Origin of the sequence: Duganella sp. Root1480D1, assembly GCF_001427305.1 — a bacterium.
GTDB lineage: Bacteria > Pseudomonadota > Gammaproteobacteria > Burkholderiales > Burkholderiaceae_D > Rugamonas.
In genome coordinates this window covers 231,848-248,465 of record NZ_LMFZ01000050.1, presented here as the reverse complement: position 1 = coordinate 248,465, position 16,618 = coordinate 231,848, and the positions used below count along the sequence as shown (strand labels likewise).

The 16,618-nt window shown below is 62.6% G+C and carries 13 protein-coding genes; 9 read left to right on the top strand and 4 right to left on the bottom strand.

Translation table 11 applies throughout. From position 1 onward, the window contains the following. Positions 1-123 precede the first annotated feature (123 nt). The 5 genes from ASD58_RS30285 to ASD58_RS30265 are packed head-to-tail and all read left to right on the top strand — an operon-like array spanning position 124 to position 3,948. Entirely contained in the window at positions 124-711 is a 588-nt protein-coding gene (locus ASD58_RS30285; protein ID WP_082565795.1) for a glutathione S-transferase family protein, read from the top strand. 34 nt (positions 712-745) lie between these two features. Beyond that, the gene (locus ASD58_RS30280) at positions 746-2,038 is read left to right on the top strand and encodes an amino acid deaminase (protein WP_057266242.1); all 1,293 of its coding nucleotides are present in this window, start codon (positions 746-748) and stop codon (positions 2,036-2,038) included. Positions 2,039-2,075: 37 nt separating this feature from the next. Next, the gene (pip, locus tag ASD58_RS30275; RefSeq protein ID WP_057266241.1) at positions 2,076-3,035 is read left to right on the top strand and encodes a prolyl aminopeptidase; all 960 of its coding nucleotides are present in this window, start codon (positions 2,076-2,078) and stop codon (positions 3,033-3,035) included. Continuing rightward, the gene (locus ASD58_RS30270; protein WP_057266240.1) at positions 3,035-3,487 is read left to right on the top strand and encodes a DUF2721 domain-containing protein; all 453 of its coding nucleotides are present in this window, start codon (positions 3,035-3,037) and stop codon (positions 3,485-3,487) included. The genes pip and ASD58_RS30270 overlap by 1 nt, the downstream gene beginning before the upstream one ends. A gap of 8 nt (positions 3,488-3,495) precedes the next feature. Beyond that, a complete protein-coding gene (locus ASD58_RS30265; protein ID WP_057266239.1) occupies positions 3,496-3,948 on the top strand; it encodes a hypothetical protein in 453 nt (150 codons plus the stop codon). A 9-nt stretch (positions 3,949-3,957) separates the two neighbouring features. Here ASD58_RS30265 and ASD58_RS30260 read toward each other — a convergent pair whose 3' ends face one another. Next, a complete protein-coding gene (locus ASD58_RS30260) occupies positions 3,958-4,587 on the bottom strand; it encodes an SRPBCC family protein (protein WP_057266238.1) in 630 nt (209 codons plus the stop codon). 87 nt (positions 4,588-4,674) lie between these two features. Between ASD58_RS30260 and ASD58_RS30255 the strand changes: the two genes are divergently transcribed. After that, positions 4,675-6,714 (top strand): NADPH-dependent 2,4-dienoyl-CoA reductase, encoded by a 2,040-nt coding sequence (locus ASD58_RS30255; RefSeq protein WP_057266300.1) that lies wholly within the window; start codon positions 4,675-4,677, stop codon positions 6,712-6,714. Positions 6,715-6,719: 5 nt separating this feature from the next. Here ASD58_RS30255 and ybaL read toward each other — a convergent pair whose 3' ends face one another. From ybaL to ASD58_RS30240, 3 genes are all read right to left on the bottom strand, one after another. Then, entirely contained in the window at positions 6,720-8,450 is a 1,731-nt protein-coding gene (gene ybaL / locus ASD58_RS30250) for a YbaL family putative K(+) efflux transporter (protein WP_057266236.1), read from the bottom strand. Between the two features lie 121 nt (positions 8,451-8,571). Continuing rightward, entirely contained in the window at positions 8,572-9,693 is a 1,122-nt protein-coding gene (locus ASD58_RS30245) for a beta-ketoacyl-ACP synthase III (protein ID WP_057266234.1), read from the bottom strand. A gap of 112 nt (positions 9,694-9,805) precedes the next feature. Continuing rightward, on the bottom strand, positions 9,806-11,236 hold the full coding sequence (locus ASD58_RS30240) for a S41 family peptidase (RefSeq protein WP_057266232.1): 1,431 nt from the start codon (positions 11,234-11,236) through the stop codon (positions 9,806-9,808). 285 nt (positions 11,237-11,521) lie between these two features. Here ASD58_RS30240 and ASD58_RS32605 point away from each other — a divergent pair, with 285 nt between their 5' ends. From ASD58_RS32605 to ASD58_RS30225, 3 genes are all read left to right on the top strand, one after another. After that, positions 11,522-12,064 (top strand): hypothetical protein, encoded by a 543-nt coding sequence (locus ASD58_RS32605; RefSeq protein ID WP_255357362.1) that lies wholly within the window; start codon positions 11,522-11,524, stop codon positions 12,062-12,064. Between the two features lie 105 nt (positions 12,065-12,169). Then, positions 12,170-14,347 carry a TonB-dependent siderophore receptor gene (locus ASD58_RS30230; RefSeq protein ID WP_057266230.1) on the top strand — a complete coding sequence of 726 codons (2,178 nt, stop codon included), beginning with the start codon at positions 12,170-12,172 and terminating at the stop codon, positions 14,345-14,347. Between the two features lie 52 nt (positions 14,348-14,399). After that, the gene (locus ASD58_RS30225; RefSeq protein ID WP_200951761.1) at positions 14,400-16,406 is read left to right on the top strand and encodes a M13 family metallopeptidase; all 2,007 of its coding nucleotides are present in this window, start codon (positions 14,400-14,402) and stop codon (positions 16,404-16,406) included. The last annotated feature ends 212 nt before the right edge of the window (positions 16,407-16,618 follow it).

Sequence of the window (16,618 nt, the reverse complement as noted above, 5' to 3'; positions counted from 1 at the left end):
TGGTGCGGCTGGCTTTGGTCCCATGAAACCCTCGAAAATTTGCAAGGAATTGCCACCATTTTAGCGAAACCTTGCAAATCTCAGCAGTGATTTTTGAGCGTTTCGCCTTTAGAATCGGGCGGTATGGGATTATTCAAGGCCGACGAAGTAGGGCAGGCCTACGAAGTGCGGCCGGTTTCGTTCGCCGCCATGAAGGAGCCGGCGCATATGGCCATGCATCCTTTTGGCCAGATTCCGACTTATGAAGAAGGCGATCTGGTGCTGTTCGAGTCGGGTGCGATTATTTTCCATATTGCTTCGCGCTATCCGGGCCTGTTGCCGGAAGATGCCAATGCCCGGGCCCGGGCGATTACCTGGATCTTCGCTGCGCTTAACACGGTTGAACCGCCGATCCTGGAAATCGTCATCGCCAAGTTCCAGGAGGGGGACAAGCCCTGGAGCAAGGAACGCTTGCCGCTCATCGCCGATCGCATTCGCCATCGGCTGGGTCAACTCTCCGCGCGCCTGGGTGAGGCGGAATGGCTGGATGGCGAGTTCAGTGCGGGCGACCTGATGATGATTTCGGTGCTGCTGCGGGCGAGGCCTTCGGGTATCCTGAATGAGTTTCCGCGCCTTGCGGCTTATGTCGCCCGTGGTGAGGCGCGGCCGGCTTACCAGCGCGCCTTCGCCGCACAACTGGCGTTTAATACTGCCGAGCCACCTGCTGGCTGACGGTGCTATTCTTTGAAGAGAGATTGGATCACCTATGTACGCGCTGCCCGAACTCGACGAACAAATCCTGCAGCCAGGCGTCAAGGGCCTGCCTATTGTGGAGCCGCTGCGCCAGCATATGATCGCCGCCCAGCATTGGAACGTGCTGGCGGCCGATACGAGCTTGCCGGTGGCGGTACTCAAGGCTTCGGCCCTGCAGCATAACCTGGCGTGGATGCGCAGCTTCTGCGAGCGCCATGGCGTGCTGCTTGCTCCGCACGGCAAGACCACCATGAGCCCGCAGCTCTTCGCGGCGCAGATCGAAAACGGTGCCTGGGGCATCACGCTGGCGACCATCCCGCAGGTGCAGATTGCGGCGCGCTTTGGCGCGCGTCGCGTGATCCTGGCCAATGAGCTGGTGGCGCCGGCCGATATCCGCGCTGTACTGCATTTGATGCAAGAGGATCACGGCTTCGATTTCTTTGCGTTGGTCGATTCCGTGCCAGGCGTCGAGCGCCTGTCGCGCGCGGTGCAGGACTTCGGCCTCGCGCGGCCCTTGCCGCTGCTGGTGGAACTGGGCATGAAGGGCAAGCGCGCAGGCTGCCGCGACCCCGAAGAAGTGATGTCCGTGGCACGCGCCGTCGCCGCCGCACCGGGCCTGCAACTGGCCGGCATCGAAGGCTATGAAGGCCTGGTGGTCACCGATAACCGCGCGGCAGATGTGGAAGTGGTCAACGGCTTCCTGCAGCGTATGGCCGAAATGCTGAAGGCAGCGGCGTCGGAAGGCTTGTTCGGCGGCGAGCAGGTGATCATCTCCGCCGGCGGCTCGGCCTACTTCGACCGCGTGGCGCGCGAGTTTGCCGGTTTGGCGGTACAGGGCAAGAAAGTGCTGCCGATCCTGCGCAGCGGCTGCTACCTGACCAATGACCATGGTTACTACGGCGGTTTGACCAATGAGCTGGCCAGCCGCGAAGGCAAGGCAGCGGGCGAAGGCCTGCGCCCGGCGCTGGAAGTCTGGACCACGGTACTGTCGCGCCCCGAACCGAACCTGGCGATCCTGGCGCTGGGCAAGCGCGATGCATCGCACGACCTGGGCCTGCCGCGCGCCATCGCCGCGCATCGGCCGGGCGGGACAGCGCTGGCGTTGCCGGAAGGCGCCGTGATCGACAAAATGAACGACCAGCACGCCTACCTGCGCTGGCCGGAGGACGTCCAGGCCGACCTGCAAGTGGGCGACCTGGTCGGCTGTGGCATCTCCCACCCCTGCACCACCTTCGACAAATGGCCCCTGATGCTGCTTGTGGATGACACGTACAACGTCCTCCAGGCCATCAATACCTTCTTCTGAGCGGTTACAATCTTGGCTTCACGCATAGAGGATAGACATGCCCGACGCCTTGCCACACCTGTTCCCGCCGATCCAGCCCCGCAATAGCGGCATGCTGGCGGTCGATGACATCCATACAATTTATTGGGAAGAGGTAGGCAACCCGCACGGCATCCCGGTCGTCTTCTTCCATGGCGGCCCGGGTGCCGGCATGTCGCCGCAGCACCGCCGCTTCTTCAACCCGGACCACTACCGGGTCATCCTGTTCGACCAGCGCGGCGCCGGCAAATCGACCCCGCTGGGCGAAGTACGCAACAACACCACCCAGCTCCTGATCGAGGACATCGAGCGCCTGCGCACCCTGTTCGGCATCGAAAAATGGCTGGTATTTGGCGGCTCCTGGGGCTCCACCCTGGCGCTGGCATACGGCCAGGCCCACCCGGAACGCTGCCTGGGCTTCGTCCTGCGCGGCATCTTCCTCTGCACGCAGAAGGAAATCGACTGGTTCCTGCAAGGCTCCGAATGGTTCCATCCCGAGGTGTACGACGAATTCGTCGCCCCGATCCCGGCGGAAGAACGTGGCAACCTGCTGCAAGCCTACGTCAGGCGCATCATGGACCCGAATCCGGACGTGCACTGGCCAGCCGTGCGCGCCTGGAGCAAGTTCGAAGGCCGTCGCGTCTTCCTGCTGCCGCAGCCGGACGAACCGCCATCGGACACCCTGGACCTGGGCGTCGGCCGAATGGAGTCGCACTACATGGCCAACCTGGGTTTCTTCACCGACGGCCAGCTCCTGTCCAACGTCCCGCGCATCGCCCACCTGCCGGCCGTGATCGTGCAGGGACGCTATGACGTGATCTGCCCGCCGGTTTCGGCCTGGCGCCTGCATCAGGCCTGGGGCGCCAATGCCTTGATGAAGATGATCCCGGACGCCGGCCACGGCGCCATGGAGCTGGGCATCAGCCGCGCCCTGGTCCACGCCACCGAACAATTCCGCCAGCAAGGACGCTTTGCATAATGAATCTCCAGCTCGGCGACATCGCCCACATCATCCAGCTTGCGATTGCCCCTGTTTTCATGCTGTCCACGGTCTGCACCAATCTCTTGGTGCTGCTGAACCGGCTGGCGCGCATCATCGACCGCTCCCGTGTGCTGGAAGAGCGCCTCGACGTGGCCTACAACGATACCTACATCAATGAGCTGGACATCCTGTACCGCCGCTCGCACCTGATCAACGTGGCAATCGCGCTGTGCACCGCCTGCGGCCTGTTCGTTTGCCTGGTGGTGGCCTTGCTGTTCGTTGGCGATGCCACCAACGTCGCGCTCGACAAATACATTGCCGGCCTGTTCATCGCGGCGATGATCTGCCTGATCGGCAATTTCGGCTACCTGCTGCGCGAAATCTTCATCGCCTCGACGTTTATGCGTGCCCACCGCCATGTGCGGCACATCGAAAGAAATCCACACTAAGAATCATCATGCACGATTACAAACGCCCACCTACGCTGCACCGCTACGGCCCGCGCAGCGAACTCGAACAAGCCTTGAAGGACGGCCAGTTCGTGCTGCGCCCTGTGGGCAGCTTCCTGACCCTGAGCTTCTCGCAAGCCTGGAACCGCGACCTGTTCGACCATTTCGGCGCCGATAGCTGCCTGGTGATCCACAACACCGAGGAGTTCGGTGAGCGCATTCATCGTGCAGTGCAGCGTACCTTGCCGAATTGGGCCGGCATCGATGGCGCCGTCGAATACGGCGGCCGCGCCGCGCTGGGCGCAGCCTTTACCAAGACCCGAGAGGATGCGATCGAAAAGGAATGGCAATTCGCCTGGCGCTCGATGCAGACCGCATCCACCATGAATCCGGTGGTGATCCGTATCGGCAGCCTTGAGAATTTTGCGGAAGTGCGCGACCGCGACCACTACACGGCCTAAGCCGCGCGCTTAAGGAACGCTGGGCACCCCGCCCAAGCCGCGTGCCAGCTCGGACTGTTTCGGCAGCGCCGGCTGGCGTTCAAGATGGGCCAGCACCGCGTTCATCATGCGTTCGATATCGCCGCGGATGATGTTGGTGCCCAACAGGCCCGGCACATAGAAATTCGGCATCAGGCGGCCGCTGTAGACCACGCGCGTGCCGCCGGTTTCCGGAATGGGAATCAGTTCCCAGCGCGCCTCGTAATGTTTCATGTCTCCCGAAACCAGGGCGATGTCGATGGACGACATCGGCTGTTCCGTTGCACGCACGACAAGATGGATGGAGCGCGACATGAACAGGAAGCGCGCCGTTCCAAATTGCTCAATGATGACTTCGTTGCCATTACGGGAAAGCACCCGGCACGATGCCATGTCGGGCACGAATTCTTCCATGCGGTCGTAGGTGGTGAGGGTGCGCCAGACTGTTGGCAGGGAAGCATGAACGGTGCCGCTGGCGTTCACTTCATAGAGCTGTTGCGAATCTGCCTTCACCCGGTTGACGGACACTTCCAGCTTTGGAATTTCCAAACGGGCCGCCTGTCCCGCGCCAAAGGCGGGCGCGGTAAAACCGAGGAACAGTACTAATAACAGTCGCTTCATGCTACCAGCGTAAGGTAACTGATGGCAGAATACAAGCGCCGCGCGCTTCCATCGTTAGACAGCGCACCGAACTCCCGCCATTCCGCCATGACCACGAATTTCCCTCATCTTCTTTCGCCCCTCGACCTGGGTTTCACCACCTTGCGCAACCGCGTCATCATGGGTTCCATGCACACGGGGCTGGAGGACCGCTTTTATAACTACGACAAGCTGGCCGCCTTCTACCGCGAGCGCGCCCGGGGCGGCGTGGGATTGATCGTCACCGGTGGCATCTCGCCGAACCGCCAGGGCTGGCTGCTGCCTTTCGGCGGCACCATGAACTTCATCGGCGACGTGTTCAACCACCGCAAGCTGACCGGCGCCGTGCACGAAGAGGGCGGCAAGATCCTGATGCAGATCCTGCACGCAGGGCGCTATGGCTACCAGCCGTTTGCCGTATCCGCCTCCGACAAGAAATCGCCGATCTCGCCCTTCAAGCCGAAAGCGCTGACGGAGGGCGGCATTGAATCGACCATCAAGGCCTATGTGCGGGCCGCCAGGCTGGCGCAGAAAGCAGGCTACGACGGCGTGGAAGTGATGGGCAGCGAAGGCTACCTGCTGAACCAGTTCCTGTGCGCCCGCACCAACCTGCGCACCGACCGCTGGGGCGGCAGCATCGAGAACCGCATGCGCCTGCCGGTGGAGATTGTGCGCCGCATGCGCGATGCAGTCGGCCGCGACTTCATTATCATGTACCGACATTCGCTGCTGGACCTGGTGGACGGCGGCAATACCTGGGAAGAGGTGGTGGCCGTCGCCAAGGCCTTGCAGCAGGCCGGGGCCACCATCCTGAACACCGGCATCGGCTGGCATGAAGCGCGCGTGCCGACCATCGTCACCTCGGTGCCGCGCGCCGCCTTCGCCGAAGTGGCGGGCCGTCTGCGCAAGGAGGTCACCATTCCGGTGGTGGCCTCGAACCGTATCAATATGCCGGCGGAAGCGGAAGACATCATTCTGCGCGGCGATGCCGACATGGTGTCGATGGCGCGCCCCTTCCTGGCTGATGCTGAGTTCGTCAACAAGGCGGCCGCCGGCCGCGCCGACGAAATCAATACTTGCATCGGATGCAACCAGGCCTGCCTTGACCACACCTTCCAGAACAAGCGCGCAAGCTGCCTGGTGAACCCGCGCGCCTGCCACGAGACGGAGCTGGTGTACAAGCCCGCTGCGGCACCGCGCAAGGTAGCTGTGGTTGGCGCCGGCCCTGCCGGCTTGTCGGCAGCGACGGTGGCAGCCGAATGCGGCCACGACGTGACACTGTTCGATTCCAGCGACCGCATTGGCGGCCAATTCAATATTGCCAGGCAAATCCCGGGCAAGGAAGAATTCAACGAAACCCTGCGCTACTTCGGCCGCAAGATCGAGCTGACCGGCGTCAAGCTGCAGCTCAATCACCGCGTCACGCGCGAAGAACTGCTGGCCGGGGGCTATGACGATGTGATCGTCGCCACCGGCATCCGTATTCGCAAGCCGAAGATCGATGGCATCGACCATCCGAAAGTGCTGTCCTATCTCGATGTACTGCGCGATAAGAAGCCGGTCGGCAAGCGCGTGGCCATCATCGGCGCGGGCGGCATCGGCTTCGACGTTGGCGAATACCTCCTGCACAATCCCGAGCACGCCTTGCCGGTTGCGAAGGAGCACTGGACGGCCGAATGGGGCGTCGACCTGCACGCCAAGACCGGCGGCGGCCTGGTGCCGGCCAAGGCGGCCGAACCGGTGCGCCAGCTTTACCTCCTGCAGCGCAAGACCAGCAAGCTGGGCGCCGGCCTGGGCAAGACGTCCGGCTGGGTGCACCGTGCGGTGCTGGCGCGCAATGGCGTGGTGATGATTCCCGGCGTGCAGTACAAGCTGATCGACGACCATGGCCTGCATATCCAGGTTGGCGAAGAAGAACGCCTGCTGGCGGTGGATAACGTGGTGATTTGCGCCGGCCAGGAAAGCCTGACCGAACTGATGCCGCCGGAAGGCGAGGCCGCCGCAGCGGGCGCCCCGCGCTTCCACAAGATCGGCGGCGCCGCCCTGGCGGCCGAGCTTGACGCCAAACGCGCCATCAAGGAAGGCGCAGAGTTGGCAGCGAGCCTGTAAGCGCGTCAGGCGTGCGAGGCATGCGTATTGCCGATCTCGCCGGCGACGTGCGCCGCCATTGACCTGGCCAGCTCCTGCTCGCCGATGAAGATGACGCCGGCACGCTCGCTGCGCAGCAGGGCAGCTTCCTCTTCGCTGTGCGTGCGCACGGCGATCTTGATATCCGGATTCAGCGCGCGCGCCGTTTCGATCATGGCGCGCACGTGGAAGGTATCCGGCGTAGCAACCACCAGCATGCGCGCCTTGTGGATATGGGCCTGGATCAGCACCGCCGGTTCGCCGGCATTGCCAGCTACCGCGGCGATGCCCTGCTGGCGCAACTGGTCGACCAGTTCGCGATTCTGCTCCGCCACCACGTAGTGGATGCCCTGCGCCGCCAGCGCTTCCGCAATATTCCTGCCGACGCGGCCATAACCCACCAGTACCACCTGGCCTTCCAGCTTGGACGATGCAGTGGACATCGGCAATTCCGCCAGCGGGTCGGCAGTGCGGGCGTACTGCGCTGCCAGCACCTTGTTCTTGCCCAGCATGCGCTCCAGCGGCGCGGCCAGCATGAACATCAAGGGATTGAGTGCGATCGACAGGATGGCACCCGCCAAGACCAGGCTCTGGCCTTCATGCGGCAGCAGGCCGAGCGAGATGCCCAGCGCCGCCAGGATGAAGGAGAACTCGCCAATCTGCGCCAGGCTGGCCGACACCATCAGCGCCGTGCTGGCAGGGTAGCGCAGCAGCACCACCAGCGCGAAAGCCGCAATCGACTTGCCGAGCAGGATAATGCCCACTACGGCCAGCACGCGCAGCGGCTGTTCCACCAGGATCATCGGCTCGAACAACATGCCGACCGAGACGAAGAACAGCACGGCGAATGCATCGCGCAGCGGCAGCGATTCATGCGCAGCGCGGTGACTGAGTTCGGATTCGCGCAGCACCATGCCTGCGAAGAAGGCCCCCAGCGCGAAGGAAATGCCGAACAGCACGGTCGCGGCATAGGCGATGCCTACCGCTGCGGCAATCACGCACAAGGTGAACAGCTCGCGCGAATTAGTGCGGGCCACTTGCCACAGAATCCACGGGAACAGCTTGCGGCCAACCAGCAGCATGAAGCCGACGAACAGCGCCACCTGTCCCAGCGTGACTGCCAGCGCCTTGAGCACGCCGCCTTCAGCTGCGCCGTGGCCGTGCGCTGCATCGCCCGCATTGCCGCCGAGGGCGCCCGCCAATGCCGGCAGCAGGACCAGCACCAGCACCAGCACCGTCACCAGGTCTTCGACCACCAGCCAGCCGACCGCGATGCGGCCGTTGAAGGAATCCAGCGTACCGCGCTCCTCCAGCGCGCGCAGCAGCACCACCGTGCTGGCCACCGACAGCGCCAGGCCGAATACCAGGCCGCCGCCCAGGCTCCAGCCCCACCAATGCGCCAGCGCCATGCCCATGCCGGTCGCCGCCGCGATCTGCAGGATGGCGCCGGGCAGGGCCACCTTGCGCACCTCCCACAGGTCATCCAGCGAGAAATGCAGGCCGACGCCGAACATCATCAGCATCACGCCGATCTCAGCCAGTTGGCCGGCCAGGGCGGTGTCGGCAACAAAGCCAGGAGTAGCGGGACCAATCAGGATGCCGGCTGCGAGGTAGCCGACGAGGGCGGGGAGTTTGAGGCGGGTGGCGATGAAGCCGAATACGAGACCGAAGCCGAGGGCTGCGGCGATAGTGGTAATCAGGCTGACGTCATGGGGCATGCAGTGTCTCCTTTCCCAAGGAGTATAACCGCATGAAAGTCGGGGTCAGCTCCGGCAATCGGACATAAATTTCGCAAGCGAAATTTATGTCCGATTGCCGGAGCTGACCCCGACTTTTATCTTAGGCTTTACGGACGACGACGGAGCCGATCGAGTAGCCGGCGCCGAAGCTGCAGATCACGCCGTAGGAGCCCGACGGCAGGTCGTCCTGGTGCTTGTGGAAGGCGATGATGGAACCGGCCGACGAAGTATTGGCATAAGTATCCAGGATCACCGGCGCTTCCATCGGCTCGGCATCGCGGCCGAGGATGGTGCGCGAAATCAGCTGGTTCATGCTCAGGTTGGCCTGGTGCAGCCAGAAGCGGCTCATCTGCTCAACCTTCAGGCCGGCGCGCTCGATCGAATCCTTGATCATTTGCGCTGCCATTGGGCATACGTCCTTGAACACCTTGCGGCCTTGCTGCTTGAACAGTTTGTCCGGCGCGCCAATGCCGCTTTCGTCGAAACGGTTCATGAAGCCGAAGTTGTTGCGGATGTTGTTGGAGAAGCTGGTCTTCAGCTTGGTATCCAGGATTTCCCACTGGTGCTTGGATACGGCGCCTTCCTTGGCTTCCACGATGATCGCGGTGCAGGCGTCGCCGAAGATGAAGTGGCTGTCGCGGTCGCGGTAGTCCAGGTGGCCGGAAGTGATTTCCGGGTTCAGGATCAGCACGGCGCGCGCCTGGCCGGCCTGCACGGCGCCCACAGCGGTCTGGATGCCGAAAGTGGCGGACGAGCAAGCCACGTTCATGTCAAAGCCAAAGCCGTCGATGCCCAGCGCCTGCTGCACTTCCACTGCCATCGCCGGGTAGGCGCGCTGCATGTTGGAGCAGGCCACCAGCACCATGTCGATGTCGGCTGGCGTGCGGCCGGCGCGGTCCAGCGCCTGGCGGGCGGCTGCCACGCAAATCTCGGCCTGCAGCGACAGTTCCTCGTTGCTGCGCTCTGGAATACGCGGCGTCATGCGCTTGGGGTCCAGGATGCCGGTCTTTTCCATCACATAGCGCGACTTGATGCCGGACGCTTTTTCGACGAAGGCCGCGCTGGATGGCTCCAGGGCGGTCACGGTGCCGGCCGCAATAGCGGCGGCGTTTTCCGCGTTGAACAGTTCGACGTAGGCGTTGAAGGCGGTAACCAGCTCTTCATTGCTGATCGAGTTCGCTGGGGTAAAAAGGCCGGTTCCGCTGATGACGGCTTGTTTCATGATCAATATTTCTTTCTTGGAATGGGTCAGGCGACCGGTAAGATGGCCGATTTTACCGCATCTGCAACGAAAAACGGCGCCCCAGGGGGCGCCGCCTTAATCTTTGCTAGCTTTATTTCTTCGGTGGCGGGTCCAGCTTGACCAGCTTGGAGTCGGCCCTGGCCAACTGCACCGGAACGCCTTGCAGGTGGTTCAGCGCCTGCTTGAGCTGGAAATCGTCGCCGCTGCCGTATTCCAGTGGCTTGCGCTTCTTCTCGACAGCCAGGATGCGCATCTGCTCTTCCAGCTCGTCGCGCTGGGCCTTGGCCACTTCCTGCTCGCGGTCATTGGTCAGGTGCTTGGCCAGGTCGGCTTCGCGCATGCGCAGGCTGTTCAGGCCGTCGCCGTCTTCGTTCTCATCCACTGCCAGGTCAGGCGAAATGCCTTTGGCCTGGATCGAGCGGCCATGCGGCGTGTAGTAGCGTGCAGTGGTCAGCTTGACGGCGGTATCGGCCGTCAATTGGCGAATGGTCTGCACCGAGCCCTTGCCGAAGGTTTGCGAACCGATGATGGTGGCGCGCTTGTAATCCTGCAGTGCGCCGGCCACGATTTCGGAGGCCGAGGCGGAGCCGGTATTGACCAGCACGGCCATCGGGATGTGCTTGACCGCTTCCGGCAGCTTGGCCAGCGGGTCGCCATCTCCGCGCAGCGAGTAATATTCGGCGCGGCCGTAGAAAATCTGCTTGGAGTCGGGAAGCTGGCCGTTGGTCGAGACGATCGGGGTGTCCTTCGGCAGGAAGGCTGCCGCCACGCCGATCGCGCCTTGCAGCACGCCGCCCGGGTCGTTGCGCAGGTCCAGCACCAGGCCTTTCAGGTGCGGGTCCTGGCGGTACAGTTCGGTAATCTTGGCCGCCAGGTCATCCACCGTCGGCTCCTGGAATTGCGAGATGCGCACCCAGGCATAGCCCGGCGAGACCATCTTGGCCTTCACGCTTTTCTGGTGGATTTCTTCGCGGTTCAGGGTGAATTCCAGCGGCTGCGGCTCATCCTTGCGCATGATCGTCAGCATCACCTTGGTGCCCGGTTCGCCGCGCATCTTCTTAACGGACTCATCCAGGCTGAGGCCTTTCAGCGAGGTGGTATCGAGGCGCGTGATCATGTCGCCCGGCTTGATGCCGGCGCGATAGGCTGGTGAATCCTCGATCGGGGCCACGATCTTGATATAGCCTTCGTCGCTCTGGGCGATTTCGATGCCGAGGCCGACGAACTTGCCTTGCGAACCTTCACGCAGTTCGGCATAGGCTTTCTTGTCCAGGTAGGCGGAATGCGGGTCGAGCGAAGCGACCATGCCGGAGATGGCTTCGGTCAGCAGCTTCTTGTCTTCCACCGCTTCCACATAGTCGGATTTGATCAGGCCGTAGACATCGGCAAGCTGCTTGAGTTCTTCCAGCGGCAAGGCAGGGTCAGCCTGCTTTTGTGCCATCGCGGAAAACTGCAGGGATACCGCTACCCCCGCAACCACGCCAAGGCCGATCAGGCCAGCGTTCTTGAGTTTCTTGCCCATGTGTCACCTGTTCCGAATACAGCGGTTAACTCGTCCGCCATTGGAATTCAGTATAAACCTGATTTCCAGCAATCGTAGCTGCCAGCATGGAATAAATCCATTTAAAAGCCTCGATAAATTCATAACTTTGTAGGTGTTTGCCAATGTATTTACCAGAGTAAGTATTTGTAAGAAAGACAGATCGACCGCCCCGCCGGGCCTACACTGGGTTCGCTATTTCTCTCTACCCTAAAGTGGTTTATGCCTGCGGCACCCCCGCAGGCATCTTTTTTCCGGAGCAACAATTTGAAACTGATACGCACTGCCCGTGCCGCCTGGCTGGTGCTTGCCATGGCCGTTGCGCCGGCCTTTGCCGTGCCGGTCATGGACATGCGCGCCGAAGACCTGGTGCCCATGGCTTCCGAATTCCGCAAGTCGCTGAACCTGAATGCCAACCAGCAGACCCTGTGGGCCAAGGTGGAGAGCCAGAGCAAGGCGCTGCTGCGCGAGCGTAAGGCACGCCGTGAACGCCTGCAGGAGACGACCAGGCAAGGCTTGCAGGCCCAGAACGTCGAACTGCGCGAGCTGCAAGCCGGGCTGGAGGCGGAGCAGGCTGCCACCGCGGCCGAAGACCGTCAGTTGCGCGAGTGGTGGCTGGGCATCAACGATGCCCTGGACGATAGCCAGCGCCAGGCCGCGGCAAAGTTTCTCGTAGATCAACTGATTCGCATGGAGGATGGCCCAGGCGGAGGACATGAGCGTCCGGCCGGTGAGGAGGGCGGCCATCGCGGCGGACATGGCGCGCGCGGCGGCATGGGCGGCCCTGGCGGCGGCAGCCGCGGCATGTAAGTATCGTAAAGTAACAATGGCGGAGGGCCTGTGCCAGCCGCCGGGGTGGGGATTACAATGCCAGCGCGGCGCCAACCGGCCTGCCGCGCGGAACATTGCCCACCCATGAAGAAGCTGATCCCTTTCGCCCTGGCCACCTTGGGCGCGGCCACTGGTGCCGCCGCCCAGCAGGAGCCCGCCAAACCCGCCGATAAGGTCATCCCCCAGGTAACCATCAGCGGCGGCCGCCAGGACGATATGACCGAGCGCCGCAACTCCACGGCAGGCAAGCAGGTCTTCGGCCGCGAAGAACTGGATCGCAACGGCGACAGCAATATCGGCGACGTGCTGAAGCGCCTGCCAGGCATTACGCTCGGCGGCCGCGCCGGCCGCGGCGGCGAGGTGCGCATGCGCGGCCTGGGCAGCGGCTACACCCAGGTGCTGGTGAACGGCGAACGCCCGCCGGCCGGCTTCTCGATGGAATCGCTGTCGCCCGACCAGGTCGAGCGCATTGAAGTGATGCGCGGCCCGGTGGCCGAACACAGCACCCGCGCCATCGCCGGCACCATCAATATCGTGCTGCGCGACGGCTACCAGATGCGCGACATCCAGCTCAAAGCCGCTGACCGCATCGAGCAGGGCCGCCATTCGCCGGAGCTGTCGGTCACCGCGCCAGGCAAGTCGGGCGCACTGAATTACACCCTGTCCGCCTCGGTCAACTACGGCCGCCAGCATGACCGCACCAGCACCCACAACACGGAAGTTGAAGCCGATGGCGTCCTGGCCAAAGAGCAGTTCCTGGAAAGCGAAAGCAGCGGCAGCACCAAGGGCCTGCACCTGACGCCGCGCTTTTCCTACAAGTTCGAGAACGGCGACACGCTGAACTTCCAGACCTTCCTGATGCACCAGAAGTCGCGCAGCGCTGCGCAGACCAATTTGTCGCAGCCGGTCGGCAGCCAGCCGCCCGAGTACAACCTGGCGCAGCAAACCAGTGACGGCGATGTTACTTTCCTGCGCGGCTTCGGCAATTGGGTGCATCGGCTGCAGGGTGCCAGCAAACTCGACGTGAAATTTGGCTTCGGGCTTGGCAAGCGTGACAGCGATTCGCTGCGCTACCAGTTCGACAAGCAGGGCACGCTGCTGGACCGCTTCACCGATACCGACAACACGCGCGACAAGAGCATCAACACCGGCGGCAAGTACACGTCGCCGATCGGCGCCGGCCATCTGCTGGCCGCCGGCTGGGACCTGGAGGCCAGCCACCGCGAACAGGTGCGCGTGTCGCTGGACAAGAACGGCAACGCACAATTCGCCGACTCCGGCGACAACCTGACTGCAGATACCCGCCGCGCCGCCTTGTTCGCGCAAGACGAACGGGACATCACGCCGCAATGGGCGGCCTACGTCGGCGCGCGCTGGGAGGGCATCCGCACCACGTCTGATCGCAGCAGCGGCACCGTCAGCAACACCAGCAAGGTATTCAGCCCACTGCTGCACGCGGTCTGGAAAATTCCCGGCTACGAAAAAGACCAGGTGCGCGCCAGCCTGACCAAGAGCTACAAGTCGCCCAATGTGCAGGACCTGATCGCCGCGCCCTTCCTGTCGCGCCTGAACAGCGCCACCAGCCCTGACCGTACCGGCAACCCGAGCCTGAAGCCGGAACTGGCCACCGGCCTCGATCTCGCATATGAGCACTACCTGGGCCGCAGCGGCATCCTCAGCGTCAGTGGTTTCGTGCGCAATATCGACAACCTGATTCGGCGCGAACTCATGCTGCAGCAAACCGGGCTTGGCCAGCGCTGGGTTTCTTCGCCGGCCAATATCGGCCATGCGCGCACCAGCGGCATCGAGCTGGAAGCCAAGTTCGCGTTGTCCGAGCTGATGGAAAACGCACCGCAGGTCGATTTTCGCAGCAACTACAGCCACTTCTGGTCCAAGGTTGACGGCATCCCGGGCCCCGACAACCGCCTTGACCAGCAGGCCAGACAGACGGCCAACCTGGGCATGGACTACCGCCTGAAAGACATCCCACTCACGCTTGGCACCAGTTACAACTGGACGCCTGCCATCCGCACCCAGGCCAGCGACAAGCAGGTAGTGGAAACCAGCCGCAAACGCGTGCTGGACATGTATGCGCTGTGGCGTTTCGACGGCCGCACGCAAATCCGAATCAGCGCCAACAACCTGCTGGCGGATGATGCAACCGGGTACAACCTGGTCAACGCAAATGGGCTTGCCGTACAAGGAGCCACGCTGAACCCCACATACACCCAGTGGAGCGTTCGACTTGAAACCAAATTCTAAAGGGACAAAGAGAGTGAAACGACATATCCTGAGCACCATCACCCTGAGCCTGATGGCGGCATTCGCCCATGCAGGCGGCCACGAAGGCCATGAGCACACTTCGGGCCCGACTTCCGGCATCGACACGCAGTACATCGACAAGAGCGTGCGTGCCCAGGACGATTTCTTCCAGCACCTGAACGGCGAATGGCTGCGCAGCACCGAGATCCCGGCCGACAAGTCGAGCTGGGGTTCCTTCGCCAAGCTGCGAGACGATACCCTGTTCCAGCTGCGTGACCTGATCCAGGGCCTGCAGGGCCAGAAAGGCCTGAAAGGCGACGACGCCAAGATTGCCGCGTTGTACGCCTCCTACATGGACGAAGCTAAGCTGGAAAAGCTGGGCGCCAAGCCGCTGGCCGGCGAACTGTCCAGGATCCGCGGCCTGAAAGATAAGAACGGCATCCCAGCGCTGATCGCCCACTTCAACAAGACCGGCGTGCCTGCGCCATACGGCGTGGGCGTCAGCCAGGATGCACGCAACTCGACCCAGTACGCCGCCCACATGGGCCAGTCCGGCCTGGGCTTGCCTGACCGCGAGTACTACCTGAAGAAAGACGACGCCAAGATGGTCGACGCACTGGCCAAGTACGAACTGCACGTGGCAAAAATCCTGGGCCTGGCCGGCAACAAGGATGGTGCAGCAAAAGCCAAGGCCATCGTCGCACTGGAAACCGAACTGGCCAAAGTGCAGTGGTCCCGCGTCGACAATCGCGACCCGGTGAAGCGCTACAACAAGATGGAAATCAGCAAGCTGGCTGAAATCGCTCCAGGCTACGACTGGAAAGCCGCCCTGGGCGCCACCGGCATCGCCGCCAAGACCGACAGCGTGATCGTGGCCCAGCCAAGCTATATGACCGAATTCGCCAAACTGGTTGAAAGCACCCCGCTGGAAACCTGGAAGGCATACTTCGAATGGCACCTGCTGCGCGACGCCTCGCCTTACCTGTCGAAAGACTTCGACCAGGCTAACTTCGCCTTCTACGGCACCGTGCTGACCGGCGTGACCGAGCAGCAGCCACGCTGGAAGCGCGGCGTGGGCGTGGTGGAAAGCTCGATCGGCGAAGGCATGGGCAAGCTGTACGTGGCCAAATACTTCCCGGCCGAGCGCAAGGCCCGCATGGAAGAACTGGTGAAGAACCTGCTGGTGGCATACAAGCAGAGCATCGATAGCATCGACTGGATGGGACCTGAGACCAAGAAACAGGCGCAGGACAAACTGGCCAAGTTCACCCCGAAAATCGGCTACCCGAACAAATGGCGCGACTACAGCAAGCTGCAGTTCAATGCCGGTGACCTGATCGGCAACCTGGGCCGCGCTGCCGAATTCGCCTATAACCGCAACCTGGAAAAACTGGGCAAGCCGATCGACAAGGAAGAATGGGGCATGACGCCGCAGACGATCAACGCCTACTACCGCGCGACGGCCAACGAGATCGTATTCCCGGCCGCTATCCTGCAGCCGCCGTTCTTCGACATGAAAGCCGACGACGCAGTCAACTACGGCGCCATCGGCGCAGTGATCGGCCACGAAGTCTCGCACGGCTTCGACGACTCCGGCTCGCAGTACGACGGCGATGGCAACCTGCGCGACTGGTGGACTGCCGAAGACCGTGCAGCCTTCAAGGTCAAGGCGGACGCCATGGTCAAGCAATACAGCTCCTACGAACCGGTGCCCGGCTATAACATCAACGGCAAGCTGACCCTGGGCGAGAACATCGCCGACAACTCCGGCCTGGCGATCGCGTACAAGGCGTACAAGATTTCCCTGGGCGGCAAGACCTCGCCAGTGATCGACGGCCTGACCGGCGAACAGCGCGTGTTCATGGGCTTTGGCCAGGTATGGCGCACCAAGATGCGCGAGCAGCAGGCGATTGTGCAGATCAAGACCGACCCGCACTCCGCCGGCCGCTTTCGCGCCAACGGCACGGTGGTCAACCAGCCAGCCTTCTATGACGCCTTCGGCGTGAAGGAAGGCGACAAGATGTATGTCAAGCCGGAAGACCGCATCATCATCTGGTAAAAAACCGGTAGCCCGGTGTCTGACCCGCGGGGTCAGACACCGATACGCGGCAGCCGCAAGCCCAGTGTCTGACCCTGCGGGTCAGACGGGACGGCCATCCGGCTGGTTTACCGGTTTTGGGAAAAAAGCCACGCCGTTGCGTGGCTTTTCTTTTAACGTTTCACCCTGGCGTGCTAGAGTCGCGCGATACCGTCACATCTACCTAGGAGGGT